The organism is Bacillus sp. AFS077874, from assembly GCF_002566505.1.
Taxonomy (GTDB): domain Bacteria; phylum Bacillota; class Bacilli; order Bacillales; family Bacillaceae_G; genus Gottfriedia.
In genome coordinates this window covers 201,390-224,763 of record NZ_NUYF01000013.1, presented here as the reverse complement: position 1 = coordinate 224,763, position 23,374 = coordinate 201,390, and the positions used below count along the sequence as shown (strand labels likewise).

Sequence of the window (23,374 nt, the reverse complement as noted above, 5' to 3'; positions counted from 1 at the left end):
CTAACACTTTTCCTTTCTTGTTCAACTAAACTGCCAATTAGTTGTATAAGGAATCTATCGTCTTCTCTTAATTTTTATATAAAATCACCCATACAAAGAGGCCTATAAAATCCCTCTTAGAAATAATTCAAAAGAGAAAGCTTATAGACCTTTTATTTAAAAAATATAAAAATTACTGTCTGCAATTAATTAAAACCAGGAACGTCTTCTACTGCTTTTTATCATATTCCACATTTCTCTTTGGTGATCAGGATCTTGTGGGTTTACGTCACAATTCATTAGCCATTGAGCTGCGTTTTCGCGTTGTTCCTCAGTTATTGATACACTACAGCAATCCGATAGTCTGTCAATCATATGACATGCACCTTCTCGGCTTTTTAAATCATTTTTACGATATGATCGAAGAATACTATAAATGCGTGGAAACTTGCGAGGATCACAAATTTTACCACAAAATTCTCTCATTAAGCTTGGGTCAAGATTTCCCATAAAGCCACTCCTTTATTGTTTAAACCATAAACTAAAATGACATATACACAAATAACAATGTAGTATATGCCGTCAAAGAAAATAAGGACAAGGCGTTTAACTAGAAATCGCAAATTAGTCACTTGTCTCATATTTTTTTAGATAATGACTTAAAGTCAATAAAGGCCAAATATAACGATAGCTATGGTAATTTATATAAAAATGACCTGGTAATCCACCACCTGTTGGATAGGTCAATCGCTTATCATGGACCTTTAACCAGTTTAATATGTTTACTATTCCATCATCAATTTCACTAGTAGGATAATCGTTGATGGAAATGAGCGTATCCACAACCCACGATGTATGAACAATTGTCGAATAAGAAAGAGGGATATACTTTCTTTCTATGTCGCTTTTACAAGACTCACCCCAGCCACCATCTTCGTTTTTTATATTGAGTAGCCAGTTATTAGCTTTTTGAATACTAGGGTGACTTGAAGGGATACCGACCGATTTCATACCAGTAATTGCAGCCCATGTTCCATAAATATATGAAATTCCCCAACGACCGTACCATGAACCATCTTCGTGTTGATGATGGATTAACCAGTTAACCCCATCTTCAATTCTTGTATGAACCATTGTTAATTTTAATTTGGATCCTAGAAATTCGATTGTTCGACCGGTCAAATCTGCTGTAGATGGATCAATTGCAGTATCAACAAAGTTTTGGATAGGGAAAATGAGTTTTAAGTACTTGCTACTGTTATTTTCAAATGAGGCCCATCCACCGTCCTTATTTTGCATATCAAATAACCATTTCACTCCAGCGTTCCAAGATTTTCGATAATCGTCATCTATTAAAGAGAAATCAGTTGTTGCTCTTAAGACTGCTTGGGTATCATCTACATCCGGATTTTGAGTATTGCTGTCCGAAAATCCCCATCCACCTAAACAAATCTGATGGTCTTTCTCGACTAGTGTATGTTGGAGAGAGACTAAGTAGTTAGAAGCAGACTCGATCGCTTTATCATTTATTGGCACACCTGCTTCCTGCAATGCGTAACTAGTAAGTGCTGTATCCCATATTGTCGAAGGGGAATTTTGGATATGAAGGGAATCTTCCAATTCAAATAGGAAAGACTTTATACCTAAAACAGCATTTTGAATTACGGGAGAAGTAACCTGATAGCCTAATGAAAGAAGTGCATAAACTCCAATAAAAGTAGCGCTGGCATAACTAGATAATGTTCCATCCCTTTCAATATTTTGAAGAATATATTTCTCTGCCTTCTTAATAGCCATTTTGGATAATGATTTTGTGAAAGGTATTTTAAAATTTGGGAATTTCCGCTTTTTGCTAAATTTATTGTTTGTAAACAAATGTTGTATTGTAGGCGTCCATTTATTTTTAATCGTAAATTTTTTATGTCCTAATATTAAAAGTGGAGCAAAGTGGAATCGAACATAAGAACTAAATTTAAAGAAGGAAAAAGGAAAAAACTTTGGTAAATTCATTAAAAGGAGAGGGACTGGAAAAAACCTGGGCCATGGGTACAATTCATGTAAAGCAAGCATAAATTTTGTAGAGACATGTACACTCTCTAATCCCCCATTTTGACGAATGAACGCTTCTGCTTTCTTCATTATATCATCAGTAATTTCTATATAACCAGAGAACAGCAATGCAGTGTAAGCTTCTACAGTTACCGATAAATTTCCTGAGTCGTCATCAAAAAGCTTCCAGGCCCCACTGGCGTCTTGCTTTATTAATAAACGATTTACCAGCTTCTTAATTAGTTCTTCATCATGACATTCAATCGTTCTTAAAATAATAATCATATAGGCATCTGTCATAGGACCGCTTTCGAAACAATATCTCCATGATCCATCATCACTCTGATCCAATTTAATTTTATCTATTAGACTATCTATCTCAACTCTAACTTTCTCCGATAAATCCATTTTTAATCTTCACCGCCAACTGATTGTGATCCCTATTTTTTTCACGTTAAAAATTATAAATTGGCAGCAGGGAGACTTACTCACGTGGTTGCCAATTTTAGGAGTTAAGTATAAGTGCAACTACGCCTCTGACTTTACCTAAAACGATTGTCAGTCGACGTGTTTTCTATATATAGATATGTATATGGCCATCAATTGGGGCGGGCAACTATCTGTACAAATCTTTTGTTAAGAAGTAAAAACAGCTATTAATTTTTGAATACAGAGAATAAGTGTAAAAAAATAAAAAGGAAGTCTCTCAGAAAGCAAGAATACTAAAAAATACCCTCTATTTAAATTTCCAATATTTAGTAGTGTGGCTTTTTTCGTTTTATATAAGGAAGGGTGGGGATGAAAAATGGAAAGAGATTATTTAATTAAACCATTACTTGGCCAGCATTACCCTATGATTTCTCATGGAAAGGGTGTGTACCTATTTGATAAAGATGGTAAAAGGTACATTGATGGTTCATCTGGTGCAATTACTGTAGGAATTGGTCATGGTGTTGAGGAAATCATTGATGTTATGACTGAACAAGCAAAACAAGTATCTTTTGTTTACCGTTCACAGTTTACTAGTGAACCTGCTGAGAAGCTAGCAAAGAAGCTGAGTGATATCACTCAAGGTGATTTAAATTGGACGTTCTTTGTTAATAGTGGTACTGAAGCAACAGAAACTGCTATGAAACTAGCGATACAGCATTACCAAGAAAAGGGAATGAAGGGGAAAAATAAAATTCTCTCACGCTGGATGAGCTACCATGGCATAACAATTGGAGCACTATCTATGTCGGGTCATCCTTTAAGACGTCAACGTTTTGTACCAATCTTGGAGGATTACCCTTCAGTTTCACCACCTTATTGTTATCGTTGTCCTTTCAACTTAGAACATCCATCTTGTGATTTGGCGTGTGCATCTGAATTAGAAACAGCCATTGATCGAATTGGCCCTGAACATATTGCAGCATTTATTGCTGAACCAATTATCGGTGCTGCAGGTGGTGCGATTGTACCATCTAAAGGTTATTACCAAAGAATTAAAGCTATTTGTGAAAAGTACGATATTTTACTGATTGCAGACGAGGTTATGACAGGCCTTGGTCGTACTGGAAAAATGTTTGCAATGGAGCATTGGGGGGTTCAGCCTGATATCGTTACGCTTGGAAAAGGATTAACATCTGGCTATACACCAATGGCTGCAACAATTGCTAGCGATCGAGTTATTGAACCGATTATGCAAGGTTCAAAGCTTGTAATGAGTGGACATACATTTAGTGCCAACCCACTATCAGCTGCTGTTTCATTGGCCGTTATTGAATATGTTGAGAAGCACAATTTAGTACAAGCCGCAGAAGAAAAAGGTAATTATCTGTTGAATAGGCTCCAAGGATTAAAGGAGAAATTTCCATTTATAGGAGATGTTAGAGGAAAAGGTTTGTTAATCGGCATTGAATTTATTCATGATATAAAATCAAGTTCCTTTATTCAAAAAGTAATGAGTAAGGGTTTACTGTTATACCCTTCTGTTGCTGGAAAAAACGGAAAAGAAGATTCAGCTTTCATGATTGCACCACCTTTAACGATTACTTATGGAGAGCTGGATGAATTGCTTCAAATACTTACAGATGGTTTAAAAGAATTGGAAATGGAACAATCCCAACTAACTTATACAGCTAAGGGGGAAACCGTATGAATTTAGTTGAAAATACTTATAAAAAAATAGCAACAATGGAACAAATTCTTCAATTTTTTCATGACGACATGACACTAATGGTAGGAGGATTTGGAGGAGTCGGTTCACCGCCAACTTTACTTCAAGCATTATTTGATAGTGGGGTTAAGGATCTTCATCTGATTTGTAATGATACTGGATTTCCGGACATTGGAATTGGAAGGATGGTAAGGAATGAAAGGGTTAAGTCAATTGTGACATCTCATATAGGATCAAATCCGTTTGCAGGAAAATTAATGACGGAAGGTAAGCTCAAAGTAGAATTTTCTCCGCAAGGTACGTTAGCAGAGCGTATACGAGCTGGAGGAATGGGGCTTGGAGGAGTTTTAGTAGATGTAGGTCTTGATAGTATGGCAGAAAACGGTAAAGAGAAAGTAACTGTTAAAGGTAAACAATTTCTAGTTGAAGAAGCTCTTAAAGCAGAAGTCAGTATTATTTTTGCAAAGAAAGCTGATCCATTTGGAAATTTGATTTTTGACAAGAGTGCAAGGAATATGAATCCTCATATAGCTATGGCAGGAGATATTACGATTGTAGAAGCGGAAGAAATTGTTCCACTTGGCTCGTTGAATCCTGAGGAAATCGTAACTCCAGGTGTGTTTGTTGATTACATAATTTCATCAGAAGGAGTGAACTGGAAATGGGCATGGGAATAGACTTTCGTCAAAAAATTGCAATGCGAGCTGCTAAGGAAATAAAAAACGGAATGATCGTAAATTTAGGGATTGGAATTCCATCCATTGTTCCTGATTACTTACCGGAAGATGTACATGTTATGTTCCATGCGGAAAATGGCGTTATGGGAATTGGACCGAGTCCCGAAAAAGGGAAAGAAGATGAAAATTTATGTAATGCAGGTGGTTTCCCAATCACTGTTTTAAAAGGTGCTAGCTATTTTGATAGTGCTACTGCTTTTGGCATTATACGAAGAGGTTTACTAGATTTAACGGTACTAGGGGCATTGCAAGTTAGTGAAAAAGGAGATTTAGCAAACTGGATTGTACCTGGAAAGCGTGTACCAGGAATAGGTGGGGCGATGGATTTAGCTCAAAAGGCTAAAAGAGTAATAGTCGTTATGAATCATACCGATAAAGCTGGGAATCCAAAAATTGTGGAAGAATGTAGTTTACCATTAACTTCTAAATCCTGTGTTGATTTAATCATAACGGAAATGGCTGTCATTGAAGTAGTCGATGATACTTTAGTGCTTAAAGAACTAATGAGTCCATATACTGTAGAGGATGTAATCGAAAAGACTGGTGCGAAACTAGAAATTAGTACGGATTTAAAAATGTTTATATAGAAAAGGGTGAAGAGGATGAGTCATTACAAAAAAGTTATTCAAGATTATATAAGCGAACATAAAGATAAAACAATTGAACTCCTTAAACAGCTAGTAATGGAAAATAGTGTGTCAGGTAATGAGAGTAAGGCACAAGCAATTGTCCTTGAAAAACTGAGAGAGCTTGAATTGGATTTAGACGTATGGGATCCAGATCTAAAAGAAATGAAAGAGCATCCTTATTTTATTTCAACAAGAGACAGTTTTACTGGTAGTCCTAATATTGTCGCTACGCTTAAAGGAACGAGTGGAGGAAAGTCCATGATCTTAAATGGACATATAGACGTTGTTCCAGAAGGGAATATTCAACAATGGACTTACCCTCCATACGGTGCAAACGTTGTAGATAACAAGCTTTATGGGCGTGGGGCAACTGACATGAAGGGCGGAAATGTTGCGTTAATTTTAGCAATTGAAGCAATAAAAAGAAGTGGAATTACGCTAAAAGGTAATGTTTATTTTCAAAGTGTAATCGAAGAAGAGAGTGGTGGTGCTGGTACACTTGCTACAATTTTGCGAGGATATACAGCTGATGGTGTTATTATCCCTGAACCAACAAATATGAAGTTTTTCATTAAGCAACAAGGATCAATGTGGTTCCGTCTTAAGGTAAAAGGTAAGGTCGCACATGGAGGTACTCGTTACGAAGGTGTAAGCGCTATCGAAAAAAGCGTACTCATCATTCAACAAATCCAAAAACTTGAGCAATTACGAAATGAACGAATAGCTGATCCGTTATATGATGGAGTACCGATTCCGATTCCAATTAATATTGGAACAATTCATGGTGGGACATGGCCATCTTCTGTATCTGATCTAGTGACTTTAGAAGGAAGATTCGGAGTAGCGCCAAATGAAAGATTAGAAGATGCGAAAATAGAATTTGAGAATTGGATCGATAATATTAAAAATCTTGATGATTGGTTCGTAGAAAATCCTGTAGAAGTAGAGTGGTTTGGAGCAAGATGGGTTCCTGGTACCGTTGAAGCTGATAGTGAATTAGTGCAAACTTTGCAACAAAACTATCTTGAAACAATCAAACAAAACCCAGTAGTTGAAGCTGCACCATGGGGAACTGATGGAGGATTATTTACACAAATTTTAAACATTCCAATGATTGTTTTTGGTCCAGGGGAGACAAAAGTAGCTCACTACCCAGATGAATTTATTGATTTAGATCAAATGTTTTTAGCTGCAGAAATTATTGCCTGTACATTAATTGACTGGTGTGGAGTTGAGGGCCAACAACATGAAGGTGAGGGAGTATATGAAAACGAAAAAGTATTATGAAACAATTAAAGTTCAACAGGAAAACTATTATTTCGAAGGTGCTTTAGATTATTTTAATGAGCGAATCCGAGTTGATTTTTACTTAGGGAATGTATCACTACTAATTGAGAGAATAGAAAAACTAGCAAAAGAATACAAATTTACTAAGTTTATTATTAAAGCAAGAAGTGAACATTTATATTCCTTCCTACAATCAGGATATATGATTGAATCTGCACTGAAAGGCTATTTTCAAGGTAGTGATGGCTTTTTTGTCACGAAATATGCTAGCCAGGATAGAAGAAATAGTCTTTATTGGGCCGCTGGAGATGACATTTTAGATGCTGTTTTAAAGAGTGACAGGTCAAAAGAAAAAGTAATTCCGGACGATTATGTTTTACGAAGAGCTGAAAAAAATGACTCAACAAAACTTGCTAAATTATATGGTCAAGTTTTTAAGGTATATCCTACACCTTTAAATGAATCGGCTTATGTTGAAAAGACGATGGATGAAGGGACGATTTATTGGATTTATGAGAAAGATGGAAATATTGTAAGTGCAGCATCTGCTGAAGTGGACTTCAGTCAAAGAAATGCCGAGCTAACAAATTGTGCAACACTTGAAGAGCATCGTAAGCATGGATTGATGAAGGAGCTAATGAAGAAGTTGGAACAGGATTTAGTAAGCCAATCAGTTTATTGCTCTTATACGATCGCGCGATCATTATCATATGGAATGAATGCAGCCTTTCATCAATTAGGGTATCAGTATACTGGAAGAATGACAAACAACTGCTATATCTTTGATAAATTAGAAGATATGAATGTATGGGTGAAGGATCTTTCAAAAGTAGTCTTTTAATGTCAAGCTGCCGAAAATTGAGCGTCGAATTGCCAAGTTTTCGGCAGTGAAAGGATGGTTATGAAATGAACGCAACAATTCCAACTAATGAAATGATTAGTGCCATATTAAATAGTATCGATGAATCAATACACGCAGTCGACAAAAATGGAATGACTATATTTTATAATCAAGTTGCGGCTGACCATGACGGTGTTTCAGTTGAAGAGGTTCTGGGGAAGCATGTACTAGAAGCTTTCCCTTCTTTAACGAAAGAAACAAGTACCTTATTGAAAGTACTAGAAACAAAGCAAGCGATTATTCAACAGCCTCAACGCTATGAAAATATTAAAGGCCATTTTATTGATACAGTTAACACGACAATTCCAATTATTTTGGATGATCAATTGATCGGTGCTGTTGAAATTGCAAAGGATTATTCTACAATTAAAACGCTTGGTGAGAAGGTTTTAGACTTACAAGCGAGAATTAAACCGCAAGTGAAAAAAGGAAAAGCTAAACAAATTCACTCATATACGATCTCAGATATATTAACGGATGACCCTGCTTTAAAGGCCGTTAAAAATCAAGTAGAAAAGGTAGCAAATGCAGACTCTGCAGTACTGGTAGTTGGTGAAACTGGAACTGGAAAAGAACTTTTCGTACAGTCAATTCACCATTGTTCAAATAGAAGTGAAGGCCCTTTTATTGCTCAAAACTGTGCTGCTTTACCAGAATCATTATTGGAAAGTATACTGTTTGGTACGACAAAGGGTAGTTATACGGGAGCGATAGATCGAGCAGGGTTATTTGAACTTGCAGATGGTGGAAGCTTGTTTTTAGATGAACTAAACTCAATGCCATTAGAGCTTCAAGCCAAGCTACTAAGAGTACTAGAGGATGGAGTTGTTCGCCGAATAGGTGATCAAAAGACTCGAAAAGTTAATGTAAGAGTAATCGCTGCAATTAATGAATCACCTTTAGATTGCGTTCAAAATGGTATCATGCGACCGGATTTGTATTATCGTTTGAATGTGTTCTCTTTGTTCATACCTCCTTTAAGAGAAAGGAATTATGATATCGAGCTGCTCACATCTCATTTTGTTGAGCAATTTAATGAACGATTCTCAAAGAATATTCGAAATGTAGAACATACTGTATTTGAGTTATTCCACCAATATAATTGGCCTGGTAATGTCCGAGAACTAAAGCATACGATTGAGCATGCTATGATTATGGTAGAAGGGCATACTCTTACGGTTAAACATCTCCCGATTCAACTACAACATATTAAGAAAAGTACTGAAACAAAAGGAGTTCAGCCTTTACGTACCGCGATGCAGGAAATGGAAATTTCACTTATTAAACAAGCATTGCTACAAACGAATTCTAATATTCAACAAGCTGCAGCGCTGCTTGAAATACCTAGGCAAACTCTTCAATATAAGATTCAAAAGTTAAATATTGTAGTATAAACTACTTTTTAATCTTCAAAAAAATCTAGTTTTAGCACTTCATTCAATAGCCAAGCCGCCTAATTTTAGGCGGTTTTATTATTTTTGTTTCATCTTGGGAAGATCCCAACTTAAGATTTTAACTTTAAAAAATAAAATAACAGGCTGAATAGTTTGAATTTTCTATATTTGTAGCGTTTTTATGAAAGATTTGTAAATTTTTGGCACGGCTCTTGCTATATATTAAAACAAACAGTTTGAAAGGGGATGTAAGTATGGTAAATGCAGTCTATGCTCCAAAAAGACATTGGAAAGAAGTTGAATTATGGAAAGATGTAACAGAAGAACAATGGAATGATTGGGTTTGGCAACTTACAAACACCATCAAATCATTGGATGAGTTAAAGCAAGTAATTAACCTCACGCCAGACGAAGAAGATGGGGTACGAATTGCGACAAAAACAATTCCACTAAACATTACCCCATATTATGCATCGTTAATGAATCCGGATGACCCACGTTGTCCAGTTCGTATGCAATCAGTACCAATCTCTGCGGAGATCCATAAAACGAAGTATGATTTAGAGGACCCTCTTCATGAGGATGAAGATTCTCCAGTACCTGGCTTAACACATCGTTATCCAGATCGTGTCCTATTTTTAGTAACAAATCAATGCTCAATGTATTGTCGTTACTGTACTAGACGTCGCTTCTCAGGACAAATTGGAATGGGAGTTCCAAAGAAACAGCTTGATGCTGCTATTAATTACATTAGCAAAAATCCTCAAGTACGAGATGTACTTATTTCAGGTGGAGATGGTCTTTTAATTAACGATAATATTCTAGAGTATATTTTAAAAAATTTACGTGAAATTCCACATGTGGAAATTATCCGTATTGGTACAAGGGCACCTGTAGTATTCCCACAACGTATTACTGAAAATCTTTGTAATATCTTAAAAAAATATCATCCGGTTTGGTTGAATACTCACTTTAATACTTCAATCGAAATTACAGAGGAATCGAAACGAGCTTGTGAAATGCTTGCAAATGCTGGTGTACCGTTAGGAAACCAAGCCGTAATCTTGGCTGGAATTAACGACAGTGTACCAATTATGAAAAAGCTAATGCATGATTTAGTTAAAATTCGTGTTCGTCCATACTATATTTATCAATGTGATTTATCAGAAGGAATTGGACACTTCCGTGCGCCTGTTTCAAAAGGTTTAGAAATTATGGAAGGATTACGTGGCCATACTTCTGGATATGCAGTACCAACATTTGTAGTAGACGCACCGGGTGGAGGAGGAAAAATTTCTCTTCAACCAAATTACTTAATTTCTCAAAGTGCTGATAAAGTTGTTCTTCGTAATTTTGAAGGTGTAATTACTACTTATCCGGAACCACAAAATTACGTACCAGGTAGAGCAGAAGCATACTTTAAAGAAATTTATCCTAATATGGATGAAAAACGTTCCAATGCAGGAATCGCGGGATTAATGAATGAAACAAAATTCAATCTCGTACCAGAAGGTTTACAACGTATGGAAGTTCGTAAAACATATGCAACAAACCCAGAGCATGCTTCTTTGAAAGATAAGCGTGATAAACGCGACGAATTAAAAGAAAAGAAATTCCAAGCACAGATTACAAAAATCCAAGTTAGTGAAAAGCTAGTAGGCAGTGCGCAAGGAGACACTGAATGATGAAATGTCAGTGGTGTGAATCAGCTAACATAGTTGAATCAACAAATACGGTCTACTGGGAACTTCCTGATGGTACGAAGGCAATTGAGATTAAAGAAACACCATGTATCATTTGCTTAGATTGTAAAATAACATATCAAACAGATGATACTGTTGGTGCAATTGAGGAGCAATTATACTTAATCGACACTAAGCTACTTGGTAAAACAACTTCATATAATGAGTTGATCGAGCAACAAAGATTATTAAAGAGAAATTATTTTGACTTTTCCAAATAAGAAATGAGAAGCGACTATTCGCTTCTCATTTTCTCTAATGTTCAAACTTCCCTTCCTAAACATCCAATGGACATTTGAAAAAAAGCAGAAAATTATCGAATCCAAAAAACGACTGAAAAGGAGTATTTTAATGAAAAATACGGTAAACAAAATTACAGTCATTGATTCTGAGAATCATATTCCTTCTATACCTCATGAGTTAAAGCGTGGATTAAAACCCCGTCATATTACAATGATTTCACTAGGAGGAACAATTGGAACAGGTCTATTTTTGGCAAGTGGAGGTGCAATCCATAATGCTGGACCAGGTGGTGTTCTCGCGGCTTATATAGCGATTGGAATAATGGTGTACTTTTTAATGACAAGCCTTGCTGAGATGGCTACATATATGCCAGTTGCCGGATCTTTTAGTACATACGCAACAAAATTCGTTGATCCTGCACTTGGTTTTGCACTTGGTTGGAATTACTGGTATAACTGGGCAATTACGATAGCAGCTGAATTAGCTGCAGTTACAATGGTTATGAAATTCTGGTTACCACATACTTCCTCACTCTTATGGAGTTCATTATTTTTAGTTATTATCTTTCTGTTAAACTATTTGTCTGTTAAAGGATTTGGGGAATCTGAATACTGGTTTTCTATTATAAAAGTTGTTACAGTAATTATTTTTTTAATTTCGGGATTTTTAATGATTTTTGGCATTATTGGTGGAGAAGCAGTAGGGTTTAAAAACTTTACAGTTGGTGATGCTCCTTTTCATGGAGGATTCATGGCGACACTTGGAATCTTTATGGCAGCTGGATTTTCTTTCCAAGGGACCGAGTTATTAGGGGTAGCAGCTGGGGAGAGCGAGGAGCCAGAGCGAAATATTCCTCGTGCGGCTCGCCAAATATTTTGGCGTATTTTATTATTTTACGTATTATCTGTATTTGTAATAGGTCTACTAATACCATATACAAATCATAATCTAGCAAGTGGAGATGTAGCTGTTAGTCCATTTACGCTAGTTTTTGATAAAGCTGGCATTGCATTTGCAGCGTCTGTAATGAATGCAGTGATCTTAACGGCGGTTTTATCAGCTGGAAACTCAGGAATGTATGCTTCAGCTCGAATGCTGTGGGATATGGCTCGTCAAGGGAAAGCTCCAAAAGCATTAGGTAGATTAAATAAAAGGGGTGTACCTGTTAATGCATTAATCATTACAGCGGCAGTCGGTACATTAGCATTTTTAGCTTCACTATTCGGTGATGGAGTTGTTTACGTTTGGTTACTGAATGCTTCAGGTATGTCTGGTTTTATTGCTTGGCTTGGTATAGCAATTTGTCATTATCGATTCCGTAAAGCCTACGTAGCACAAGGGAAGGATTTAAAAGACCTACCGTATAAAGCAAAATGGTTCCCGTTCGGACCAATATTTGCTTTCGTACTATGTGGGGTCGTTATTCTTGGACAAAACTATTCAGCATTTATGGGCAAAGCAATTGACTGGAACGGTGTACTTGTTTCATATATAGGTTTGCCATTATTCCTTGTTTTATGGATTGGATATAAACTAATAAAAAGAACAAAAATTGTTCAGCTTAATGAGTGTGATTTGGAGAATTGAGTGTGAACAACATATTTAAGATCTAGCTTTTAATTGAATAGTAAATTGTTTGGAGATGTAATTCGTATTTGAATTAGCATCTCTTTTTTTATCTGAAAATTCGGTATCATTTATAATATAAATCTATATAGATCGAAGAAGTACTAAGTTGAAAAGCTACATTTTAAAAGACTAATGGGAGTACTCAGTCATTCCTCCATTTGAAGAATTTGGAATAAACTAGCAGAGCAAAATAGTAAAAAGTACACTGGTCTTTGTAAGTATATAGCAATCCTATACTCTTACAGAATCAAAAAATAAAAACATCTTGTTAATAAATATGATACTTTCAGGAGAAAAACCAAGACCTAATAGTGGTAAATGCGTTGCACCATTGAGGCGATTGGTGAAGCAATCGAGGATGGTGTCGAACTGATGGGTTACACTCCATGGGGATGCATTGACTTAGTAAGTGCGTCTACAGGTGAAATGTCTAAACGTTACGGCTTTATTTATGTAGACAAACAAGATGATGGAAGCGGAACTTTAGAGCGCAAAAAGAAAAAATCATTTTATTGGTACCAAAATGTTATTCAAACTAATGGGGAACAACTTGATTAATTAAAGATATAAAAAATAACGTACATATTTGTATATGAATATGTACGTTATTTTTATATTAATCTATTATTTTATAACTCCATACTTTAAACATCTAAATCCTTCTCTAAATTAATACCAATTTTCCCTTCCTGTATTCTGGATCTGAATAGAGTCCAGTAAATAACTATTCCAGCAAGAAATAAGTAAAGGATTACTTTAGTAGTTGGTAGGAAATCTTTTGGGAGTGTTAAAATACCAACTTCAAATACTAACCAAATAATCGCAAGAATCGTCACAGGTAGTCGCCATTTTCCTAACTTAAAACCATCTGTATCTGGTAAGGTCTTAATTTTAGTAGCGTATGAGATTACAGTAATTAAGTAAATTATGGCCGGAAGAGCCGCCGAAGTACCTATTAATAATGATAGTTTCCCGAAATAGAATACAGCAATAATGCCTAGTACAGAAACTAAAATTATCGCATTGTACGGTACATTGTGTTTTTTATCTACCTTTTTAAACACATTTGAAGCGAAAAACACATTGTCTCTTGAAAGAGCATAAATAAGTCGAGAAGCAGAAGCCATAATGATTAATCCGCAAGCAAAAATTGACACAATAACTAATGCAAGGAAGAAGTCAGCAACTGCAGTACCCAAACGTGATTGTAAAATATCAGAAATAGGGGAAGCAGAAGCCATGATACTATTAATATCTTTAATTCCCGAAGTAACAATGATTAAGAATACAAATCCAATTACACCTGCAAGTAACATAGAGTAAACGATGGCCTTAGGTACGGTTTTATTAGCATCAACTGTTTCTTCTGCTAAATTTGCCGCAGCTTCAAAGCCTACTAATGTATAAGAGCCCATTACGACTGATAGTACAAATGCTGTTAAATAGCTTCCATTTGAGCCAACCTTGTGAGCAGTGTAAGTTAATAATGAAAAATCTGCTCCTTTGAAAAATAAGACAAAGCTTAAAATAATAATAATGCCTATAAATCCGATAACTTCTGTATAGACAGCTGAATTATTAATGATTGTAGCAATCCTTACTCCGTAAATATTTAATAATGCTTGTATAACGATTGTTATTAACACGACGGTTGTAAGAACTGTAGTCGTACTCTTAATACCAATTAAATCAAGAAAAATTGGTGCTACACCATAATCAACAGTAGGTACAACAATAATTAAGTAACATAGCGCTGCCCAACCTGTAAACCAACCAAATCCCCGGTTCGTTAAACGGCTAACCCATTGGTATACATAGCCACTTAAAGGAATTTTGCTCGATAAATCTGCAAATATTAAGGCTACAAGTAAATGTCCCACCATAACAAATGGCCATGTCCAAATTCCAGCAGGTCCGGCTGCTCCTAAAGCAAGACTATAAGAGCTAAAAATACCAGTTGTAATTGAGATAAACGAGAACGCAACTGCAAATGAACTGAAAAATTTTAATGATCGCTGTAATTCCTGTTTGTAGTTAAACGATTGTAAAGCATCTGAATCAATACCTTGTTTACTCATAAATCATCTCCTCCAATTTCGAATATATTTACAGAATTTTCTTATAATTAAACTCGTAGTTAGTCAGATTAAATTAACTAAAAGTTTTATTATCGGCTGGGAAAAAAATCTACATATTTTTCTCGTACCTAAAATTGGGCAGAGTGGTAGTTTATCGTTAACAATGCAACTTCCGTGCCAGTCTAATAGATGTGAGTAATTTAAAGAGATTCGTATAAAAAAGAAGTAAATACTATGAGGTCTTGAATAATGTATGCAGGACTGAATAACGACCAGGCTGATTATAAAAGTAGATTTTAGTGATAAGAAATTCGTTTCTTCTATTAATACTTACTAATTTCAAAGCAATAGTAGCTGTTCTTTATAACGTTTACAAAAAATTAGTATTTTGGCATAAAACTTGCAGTTCTAGAAAAAGACTTATTTAAATATTCAAAAAAAGGAGGTTTCTGTCGGAAAAGTAAGAATTATAAGGAAGTGGTTATTTCGGTGTAAGCGCTTAATCTAAAAAACGAAGGGGATATGATAGGTGGAAAATAAAACACAGTTAAAAAGATCCTTAAAGTTATGGCAAGTAGTTATGATGGGGTTAGCCTATATGACCCCTATGGTTGTTTTCGACACATTTGGAATTGTTTCTGATGTAACTAATGGTCACGTACCAAGTGCATATATAGTAGCTCTAATAGGAATGTTATTTACAGCTGTTAGCTACGGCAAGTTAGTAAGAGTATTTCCTGAAGCTGGGTCTGCATACACATACACCCAGAAAGCGATCAGTGGTCACTTAGGTTTTCTAGTTGGCTGGTCATCATTACTAGATTACTTGTTCCTACCTATGGTAAATGCTTTGTTAACGAAAATTTACTTAAACGCACTTTTTCCAAATGTTCCAACCTGGATATGGGTAGTTGGGTTTGTAGGACTAGTTACTTTCTTAAACTTAAGAAGTATTAATATGCTAGCGAATTTCAATACTCTTTTTGTATTAGTTCAACTTGTGATTATGGTTGTCTTTATCATTCTAGTTGTTCAAGGATTACATCATGGAGAAGGATACGGCGGATTCAGTATTAAACCACTTTTTAATGCCGGAATGCATTTTGGCACATTAGTAACCGGTGCAACAATCCTTTGCTTCTCATTTTTAGGATTTGACGCTGTTTCTACTTTATCAGAAGAAGCAATCAACCCTGCAAAAACAATTCCTAAAGCAATCCTTTACACAGCTCTTTGGGGAGGCGTAATCTTCACGGTTACATCATTTTTCATTCAATTATACTATCCAGACATATCTAGATTTAAGCATCCAGATGCTGCATCACCAGAGATTGCACTGTATGTAGGTGGCAAATTATTTCAGTCAATTTTCTTATGCATTACTTTTATTAATACACTTGCTTCTGCATTGGCTTCACATGCGAGTGTCTCACGTTTGTTATTTGTAATGGGGCGTGACAAAGTTTTCCCAGATAAATGGTTTGGATTTGTTCACCCAAAATGGAAAACACCAGCATTTAACGTAATTTTCGTTGGTGTGATTTCATTATCAGCAATCTTTTTCAACTTAGTAACAGCCACTTCATTAATTAACTTCGGAGCATTAATGGCATTTACTTTTGTTAACTTATCAGTCATTAACCATTTTTACATTCGCGGAAAGCATAGATCAGTCAAAGGCTTCTTTTCTTACTTGCTTTTGCCTTTAATTGGAGCCGGTTCTGTAGCAATCCTATGGTTCAACATTGAAAAAAGCTCATTAATAATGGGAACAGTTTGGTTCGTCGTTGGATTATTATATCTAATTTACTTAACTAAGGCATTCCAAATTGCACCTCCTAAATATGAAGAAGAGGCTGCTGTGTAGTAAACTCATAATGAAGAAAAGTCACTAGGAATTTACACCTTGTGACTTTTTTTGTGTCTACTCTGGAATATTTGGTTTGCATTTCCCTTTTCTTTGATAATGCATTTTAAGTAATTCAATTTTGAATAATGATTAATGCAAAATTGAATAATTCATGCATTTAATCATATTTTCACTAAAGGGCCATTTAGGCTAATGAAGGACAAAAACACTAAAAAGGATCTTTCAAAAAAATAGATGAAAGTCTTGTAATTGCCTTTCTAATAAGCCTTTGTCTATTTTATCACTTCACAAAATAATGATATGAATTCAAGTTGGCACAGGAATTGCTATTAAATTTTTAAAATAACTAATGAGGTGTAGAAAATGAGTTCAAATTTAACCGAAGTAGAACAAAATGAAACGAGTAGTGAACAGGTAGAAATAGATGATTCCCTCCAGGAGTTTAGAGAAACGTTAAATGAAGCAATCGGAATAATGAACTACCCGAGTCAAGTATTTGATTTCCTTAAAACACCAATGCGATTTTTAGAATTTAGTATTCCCGTTCAAATGGATAATGGTGAGACAAAAGTATTTCAAGGATATCGAGCTCAACATAACGATGCACTAGGACCTACAAAAGGGGGAATCAGATTTCATCCTGATGTAACGCCAGAGGAAGTAAAAGCATTAGCTGGATGGATGAGTTTAAAGTGTAGTATTACTGATTTACCTTATGGGGGAGCAAAAGGTGGGGTTGTTTGTGACCCAAGACTATTAAGTATGAATGAGCTAGAAAAATTAAGTAGAGGTTATGTAAGAGCCGTAAGCCAAATTGTAGGACCTACTAAAGATATTCCAGCGCCTGATATGTATACAAACGCACAAGTAATGGCTTGGATGCTAGATGAATATGACCATATTAGAGAGTTTGATTCACCAAGCTTTATTACTGGTAAACCTATAACTTTAGGAGGTTCTGTAGGTCGTGAGACGGCAACTTCAAAAGGAGTATTTTATGCTCTCGAGTTAATAAGTGAAATACAGAAAATCGAGATTAAAAATATGAAGGTTATTATTCAGGGATTTGGAAATGTTGGTAGCTACTTAGCACAATACTTACATGAAGCTGGAGCTAAGGTTGTTGGAGTTTCAGATGTACTCGGAGCAATTTATGATCCAAAAGGTTTAGACATTCCATATCTATTAGACAATCGCGATTCATTTGGAGTTGTGTCTAACCTATTTAAACATGCGATTTCAAATCAAGAGTTATTAGAAAAAGAATGTGATGTCTTAATTCCAGCCGCAATAAGTGGGGTTATTAACAACCGTAATGCGGATAAATTGAAATGCAAGATTGTTGTTGAAGCAGCAAATGGACCGACTACTAAAGAAGCCCTAGAAATTCTTGATCAAAAAGAGATTTTAGTCGTTCCTGATATTTTAGCTAACTCAGGTGGAGTTGTTGTTTCATATTTTGAATGGTGTCAAAATATGCAAGGTTATTATTGGACTGAGAGTACTGTAGATGAGAGATTAAAAGAAAAAATGACAGATAGCTTTTTAAAGGTTTATAAAACATCACAAAAATATAATGTAAACATGAAAATAGCAGCTTATATCGAAGGAATTCGTAAAATCGCTGAAGCTTGTCGCTTGAGAGGTTGGGTAAAATACTAAAACAAAAGGAGAGATCTAGAATGATTGATATTATTTCTGAATCAACGGAAAGACAGCTTGTACACCATTATTGTTTATTAACGCAGAACAATCGTTATGATTTATCAATTGCCTTTTCAAGCCACTTTTATGGAAAATCAATGGTTACATCAATTCAATCTAGTAAAATGGCATTATTATGTTTAGAAGATCTTTATTCTGAACATTATTGGGCTCCTAAATTAGGTATTGCTGAAGAGGATATTTTAGAAATCCAAAATTTCTTTAGCATGGTTTTACCATCTAAACACATTTGCGAGTTATAATACCAGGAATTATTTTTAAAGAAGGATTGATGATTGGCGAGCTTAAAGACAAATGCGAATCACTATCTTCGTTGCAAATCTATACATTCTTAATGTGCAAAAAAAGGAGTGAGTTTTATGTATTATGGAGTCATTGTCAGTGACTACCATGGAACAGTAGAAGAGACTGCTATTCAGAAAGATTCAAGAATTTATGAATGGGAGCCTTTATTCTTTATTAAAACTACAGATGGAATTACTAAAGTTATTCATCAAGGAATAAGTGGTGAAGTTGTTTCATTGGAGGTCTCAAATGGAGACAAAATAGTTCCTGGAATGGTTCTTGCGTATGTTAAAGAGGATTTGTTTGTTACCGCTAGCGATTGAATAGAGTGTGATTAAGAAATCAAGGATGTACAAATGACAACTTTGGCTCACTTAACGGTTTCTCTTTTCTAACAAATAAAGGGTGTCTCTGGTCGAATAAACTTTAGAGACTGCCCTTTCTTTTTGTTTATGTTAAATAGATTAGTAAATTATAATTTTAGATTTTTATGATAAATTTAAAAATTCTGCTAAAATAGGAATGTAGTATGGTTTAGACATAAGGGGGGAAAGAAATGTTATTAATAAATGAGAAACAAATAAGACCAGTCATCGCAATAGATATCGATGAATTTAAAGAAAATGATGAAATCGATTTATCCAATATAAATGAACCCTTTTTATTCTTACGTAAGCAAAACGAGATTTTTGGTTATGTTCAATTAAATAATATTATTCAAAGTAATAATAAAAAGAAAAATATAGCAATTTCAAAGATTACTAGTTCTTCTCAATCAATAAATAGTGTTAGTCGCTTAAGTGAGCAAATTTCATTAACTACTCTTTTTCAAATTATTGGTGAACCGATCTCGATTGTAAAAGAAGAGGAAGGTATGCCAATTGGTTACATACTTCGTGAAGATATATTAGCGGAGCTTTTCAAACAAGAAAATAAAAGTGTGGATTTATTAAAGAGCATTTTAACATCGATACCGATGGGAACATTTGTAGTAGATAAAAATAAAGTAATTGTAAATTGCAATGATGCTGGGTTGAAGATGATTAAATCAACATCAGAAAAAGTAATTAATACAAAAGCAGAAACTATATTCAGCGGCGAACAAGTCGATAATGTATTTGCTACAGGTAAAACAATTCTTAATCAGATTCAAATAAGTGATGATATGGGTGTTCTAGTTGATTATAGCCCAATTTTCGTTGATAACGAGGTTGAAGGAGTTGTCATTGTCGTACAAGATCTCCCAATGGTTGAAGAAATGGCCTCCGAAATTGAATATGTAAAAGATTTAAATAAAGATCTAAATGCCATTTTATCGAGTATTTATGATGAAATACTTGTAGTAAATCGCAAAGGTGAGCTAATCCGTTACAGTGAAAATATAATTCCTGGATTTTGGAATGTAGATTTAAAGGAACTACTTGGAAAGAGTATTTTAGAATTCGGAAACCAAGGACTTTTTACGCCTTCTGTTACAAAACTAGTTTTAGAAAAAAAGAAGAAAGTCTCAATTGTTCAAGAAACAATTAATGGACGTAAAGTACTTGCGGTAGGAAATCCAGTTTTTGATGAGAATATGGAAATTGAACGTATTATTATTGCTTCTAGAGATATTACAGAAACTTCACGCCTAAAGACGGAACTAAAAGAAATGAAGAAGATTTCTGAGCAATATAAAAAGGAGCTTGAAGATATAAAGAGCAAGGATCGTTTTGTTAAAAAACTGATTTACTGTAGTCCAAAAATGGAGCAAATCATCAACCAAGCGAAAAAAATTGCTGATTTTTCTTCCACCGTATTACTGCATGGAGAGTCTGGTGTAGGGAAGGAAGTAATTGCACAGGCTATTCATCAATTAGGAAACCGTTCTTCAAAACCGTTTTTAAAATTAAATTGCGGTGCAATACCTGAAAATCTTCTGGAAAGTGAGCTTTTTGGCTATATTAAAGGATCGTTTACAGGAGCAGATCAAAATAAGGACGGCTATTTTAAGCAAGCAGATGAAGGTGTTTTATTTTTAGATGAAATTGGTGAAATGCCATTGCATTTACAAGTAAAACTGCTTAGAGTCCTTCAAGAACAAGAAGTAATTCCAGTTGGAAGTACAAAGCCAATTAAAGTAAATGTGCAAATTATTGCAGCTACAAATAAAAGACTAGAAAAAATGGTTGAAGAACGTACATTTAGGGAGGATTTGTATTATCGCTTAAATGTTATACCTTTAAATATTCCACCGTTAAGAGAAAGAATTGAAGATATCTCATTATTAGCTTTCCATTTCTTACAGCAATTAAATGAAAAGTATAATAAGAGTTTTCATCTTACGCCAGATGCAATTAACGTATTAGAATTTTATTCTTGGCCAGGGAATGTCAGAGAACTTCAAAATATTATAGAAAGATTAGTCGTCTCTGCAGAAGATCAAATTATTAATGCAGAGGATGTTAATCAATTCTTACCAAATAGCTATGACTTTAATAAATCTAAACCAGTCATTAATAAAGTAATTCCTCTCCAAGAAGCGATAGATTATGTTGAGGAGCAACTTATTGTACTTGCGATGAAGCAATATAAAACAACAACGAAGGCTGCACAGGTTTTAGGCATTAGTCAGTCCTCGGTTAGTCGTAAGTATCAAAAAATAATGAATGAAAAGAATATGAATAGTGACTTTATGTCATTTAAATAAAAAAACGCACAGGGTGCGTTTTTTTATTTCTCTAAATCCCCTATATTTTCAACATTACTATTAATTACTTCAGTCATACTAACTTGGTCCTTCGAGAGACTAAATGCCATGAATATGATGATGAGTCCAACCGCAATGCAAGTTCCTGCAAGCAACATAATAATTCCTCCTTTCATGGTGTTCTAGCCTATGCAATGAATTTTCTTAATATGTCGTTTTACAGAAATAGTTTTAAAAACGTTTAATGATCGTAGATTTTTTACGATTTTCAAAGATTATGCAAAGTGTAATAGTGTTATGCAAAATTGAATAATAATGTACAGGTTATTGAAGTAAAACCTTTATAAATTAGGTGTATTAAAGTTGGCACGGTTCTTGCAAGTTATTAAATTGTTAAGAATTTAAGGAGGGTTTATATACAATGGTCGATGTTCAATTTAAAACAATTGATTTAAAGATGTTTATTAATGGCGAATGGAAAGATTCTAGCAATCATGAGAAACGCCCTGTTATTAACCCAGCAAATGGAGAAGTCATTGCATATGCTCCTGAAGGAACGGTTGAAGATGCGAAAGAAGCAATTGATGTTGCGCGTAAAGCATTCAATGATGGAAGATGGTCTGATTTATCTGCTCAAGAAAGAGCAACTTACTTATTTAAAATTGCAGACAAAATAGAAGAGTACCAAGAAGAACTAACTAAACTTGAAACATTAGATAATGGAAAAACAAATCGTGAGGCTGGTTTTGATGTAGCTGATGCAGCAGCTTGTTTCCGTTATTATGCAGGACTAATTACAAAGCCAGATGGTTTTACTTACCATGTAGCAGATCCTATGCAGGCTATGGTTGTTCGCGAACCAATTGGAGTATGTGGATTAATTGTTCCTTGGAACTATCCATTATTAATGAGTGTATGGAAAATTGCTCCAGCACTAGCGGCAGGTAATACAATCGTTTTCAAACCTTCTGAGGTAACACCAGTGACTCCAAAGAAATTATTTGAAATTTTTGAAGAGGTTGGTCTTCCACAAGGTGTAGCAAACATGGTTATGGGTGCTGGTCCAGTAGTTGGAAATGAAATCGCTGCCAACCCTGATGTTGATATGGTTTCATTCACAGGTGGAACAAAAACGGGCAAACATATCATGAAAACAGCGGCAGATACGATGAAAAAAGTATCACTGGAGCTTGGTGGAAAATCTCCGAATATCATTTTTGCAGATGCAGATTTTGAAACGGCTGTCGATTATGCTCTATTTGGGATTTATGCAGGTTCAGGTCAAGTTTGTTCGGCTGGATCAAGAATTTTAGTCGAAGAATCAATTTATGATCGCTTCGTAGAGCGATTTGTAGAACGTGCCGAGAAAATAAAAGTAGGTCCTGGGGATGTAGCTGAAACAGAAATGGGGCCTCTAGTTAGTAAAGAGCATTTAGAAAAAGTTTTAAGCTATATACAAATAGGTAAAGAAGAAGGCGCAAGACTTGCTTGTGGTGGAAATCGAATCGAAAAAAATGGTTTGGAAAAAGGTTATTTTGTTGAACCAACTGTTTTTGCAGATGTTGAACAAAATATGCGCATTGTCCAAGAAGAAATTTTTGGTCCAGTCGTATGTATTCAAAAGTTTAAATCTGAAGAAGAAGCGTTAAAACTTGCAAATGGCACTGTATACGGTTTAGCGGGTGCTGTCTTTAGTAAAGACGGAGCGAAAGCTTTAAGGGTAATTAAAAAGCTACGTTCAGGCATTACTTGGATTAACTCATACCACCCAACATACAATGAAGCTCCTTGGGGCGGCTACAAACAAAGCGGTGTAGGGCGTAGCCTAGGTACATTTGGACTAGAAGAATTCCAAGAAATTAAACAAATTAACATTAACTTACAAGTTGAACCAATTGGATGGTTTGCAGAATAATTTTAGGCAGTTTTAAGAAGAGACATATAGGAAAGATAAAAATAGATAAAACGACTATAGGAGT

The 23,374-nt window shown here is 35.0% G+C and carries 19 protein-coding genes and 1 pseudogene; 16 read left to right on the top strand and 4 right to left on the bottom strand.

Annotation, left to right across the window (positions count from 1 at the left end; genetic code table 11):
* Window positions 1-189 precede the first annotated feature (189 nt).
* Together COJ46_RS16285 and COJ46_RS16280 are read right to left on the bottom strand one after the other, a co-directional pair.
* Window positions 190-489 (bottom strand): hypothetical protein, encoded by a 300-nt coding sequence (locus COJ46_RS16285; protein WP_097973102.1) that lies wholly within the window; start codon window positions 487-489, stop codon window positions 190-192.
* A gap of 114 nt (window positions 490-603) precedes the next feature.
* Entirely contained in the window at window positions 604-2,436 is a 1,833-nt protein-coding gene (locus tag COJ46_RS16280; RefSeq protein WP_097973104.1) for a terpene cyclase/mutase family protein, read from the bottom strand.
* Between the two features lie 397 nt (window positions 2,437-2,833).
* Between COJ46_RS16280 and COJ46_RS16275 the strand changes: the two genes are divergently transcribed.
* From COJ46_RS16275 to COJ46_RS16230, 10 genes and pseudogenes are all read left to right on the top strand, one after another.
* Window positions 2,834-4,168 (top strand): aspartate aminotransferase family protein, encoded by a 1,335-nt coding sequence (locus COJ46_RS16275; protein WP_097973106.1) that lies wholly within the window; start codon window positions 2,834-2,836, stop codon window positions 4,166-4,168.
* A complete protein-coding gene (locus COJ46_RS16270) occupies window positions 4,165-4,863 on the top strand; it encodes a 3-oxoacid CoA-transferase subunit A (RefSeq protein ID WP_097973107.1) in 699 nt (232 codons plus the stop codon). The genes COJ46_RS16275 and COJ46_RS16270 overlap by 4 nt, the downstream gene beginning before the upstream one ends.
* A complete protein-coding gene (locus COJ46_RS16265) occupies window positions 4,848-5,510 on the top strand; it encodes a 3-oxoacid CoA-transferase subunit B (protein ID WP_097973109.1) in 663 nt (220 codons plus the stop codon). The genes COJ46_RS16270 and COJ46_RS16265 overlap by 16 nt, the downstream gene beginning before the upstream one ends.
* A gap of 15 nt (window positions 5,511-5,525) precedes the next feature.
* On the top strand, window positions 5,526-6,839 hold the full coding sequence (locus tag COJ46_RS16260; protein WP_097973111.1) for a peptidase: 1,314 nt from the start codon (window positions 5,526-5,528) through the stop codon (window positions 6,837-6,839).
* Window positions 6,817-7,680 (top strand): putative beta-lysine N-acetyltransferase, encoded by an 864-nt coding sequence (gene ablB / locus COJ46_RS16255; RefSeq protein WP_098566122.1) that lies wholly within the window; start codon window positions 6,817-6,819, stop codon window positions 7,678-7,680. Before COJ46_RS16260 ends, ablB begins: the two co-directional genes overlap by 23 nt.
* Before the next feature lie 65 nt (window positions 7,681-7,745).
* The gene (locus tag COJ46_RS16250) at window positions 7,746-9,134 is read left to right on the top strand and encodes a sigma-54 interaction domain-containing protein (RefSeq protein WP_098566121.1); all 1,389 of its coding nucleotides are present in this window, start codon (window positions 7,746-7,748) and stop codon (window positions 9,132-9,134) included.
* A 254-nt stretch (window positions 9,135-9,388) separates the two neighbouring features.
* Window positions 9,389-10,819: a lysine 2,3-aminomutase gene (kamA, locus tag COJ46_RS16245; RefSeq protein ID WP_098566120.1), complete on the top strand. Its 1,431-nt coding sequence runs from the start codon at window positions 9,389-9,391 to the stop codon at window positions 10,817-10,819.
* Entirely contained in the window at window positions 10,819-11,097 is a 279-nt protein-coding gene (locus COJ46_RS16240; protein ID WP_097973365.1) for a YokU family protein, read from the top strand. The genes kamA and COJ46_RS16240 overlap by 1 nt, the downstream gene beginning before the upstream one ends.
* Before the next feature lie 130 nt (window positions 11,098-11,227).
* Window positions 11,228-12,706: an amino acid permease gene (locus tag COJ46_RS16235; RefSeq protein WP_098566119.1), complete on the top strand. Its 1,479-nt coding sequence runs from the start codon at window positions 11,228-11,230 to the stop codon at window positions 12,704-12,706.
* 360 nt (window positions 12,707-13,066) lie between these two features.
* A pseudogene (locus tag COJ46_RS16230) lies at window positions 13,067-13,306 on the top strand (family 1 glycosylhydrolase); the annotation flags it as partial.
* Between the two features lie 86 nt (window positions 13,307-13,392).
* Here COJ46_RS16230 and COJ46_RS16225 read toward each other — a convergent pair.
* The gene (locus tag COJ46_RS16225) at window positions 13,393-14,826 is read right to left on the bottom strand and encodes an APC family permease (RefSeq protein ID WP_097973120.1); all 1,434 of its coding nucleotides are present in this window, start codon (window positions 14,824-14,826) and stop codon (window positions 13,393-13,395) included.
* Between the two features lie 529 nt (window positions 14,827-15,355).
* Here COJ46_RS16225 and COJ46_RS16220 point away from each other — a divergent pair.
* From COJ46_RS16220 to COJ46_RS16200, 5 genes are all read left to right on the top strand, one after another.
* On the top strand, window positions 15,356-16,693 hold the full coding sequence (locus COJ46_RS16220; RefSeq protein ID WP_217993254.1) for an APC family permease: 1,338 nt from the start codon (window positions 15,356-15,358) through the stop codon (window positions 16,691-16,693).
* 366 nt (window positions 16,694-17,059) lie between these two features.
* On the top strand, window positions 17,060-18,358 hold the full coding sequence (locus COJ46_RS16215; RefSeq protein WP_098566118.1) for a Glu/Leu/Phe/Val family dehydrogenase: 1,299 nt from the start codon (window positions 17,060-17,062) through the stop codon (window positions 18,356-18,358).
* A 20-nt stretch (window positions 18,359-18,378) separates the two neighbouring features.
* A complete protein-coding gene (locus COJ46_RS16210; RefSeq protein WP_097973124.1) occupies window positions 18,379-18,663 on the top strand; it encodes an SAV0927 family protein in 285 nt (94 codons plus the stop codon).
* A gap of 117 nt (window positions 18,664-18,780) precedes the next feature.
* On the top strand, window positions 18,781-19,029 hold the full coding sequence (locus COJ46_RS16205) for a biotin/lipoyl attachment domain-containing protein (protein ID WP_097973126.1): 249 nt from the start codon (window positions 18,781-18,783) through the stop codon (window positions 19,027-19,029).
* Window positions 19,030-19,262: 233 nt separating this feature from the next.
* Entirely contained in the window at window positions 19,263-21,395 is a 2,133-nt protein-coding gene (locus COJ46_RS16200; protein ID WP_097973128.1) for a sigma 54-interacting transcriptional regulator, read from the top strand.
* Between the two features lie 23 nt (window positions 21,396-21,418).
* On the opposite strand, the gene COJ46_RS25065 is transcribed toward COJ46_RS16200, so the two are convergent.
* On the bottom strand, window positions 21,419-21,553 hold the full coding sequence (locus COJ46_RS25065) for a hypothetical protein (RefSeq protein ID WP_286133375.1): 135 nt from the start codon (window positions 21,551-21,553) through the stop codon (window positions 21,419-21,421).
* Between the two features lie 263 nt (window positions 21,554-21,816).
* Here COJ46_RS25065 and COJ46_RS16195 point away from each other — a divergent pair, with 263 nt between their 5' ends.
* Complete coding sequence (locus tag COJ46_RS16195; RefSeq protein WP_097973130.1) at window positions 21,817-23,310, top strand: aldehyde dehydrogenase family protein; 1,494 nt, start codon at window positions 21,817-21,819, stop codon at window positions 23,308-23,310.
* Window positions 23,311-23,374 lie beyond the last annotated feature (64 nt).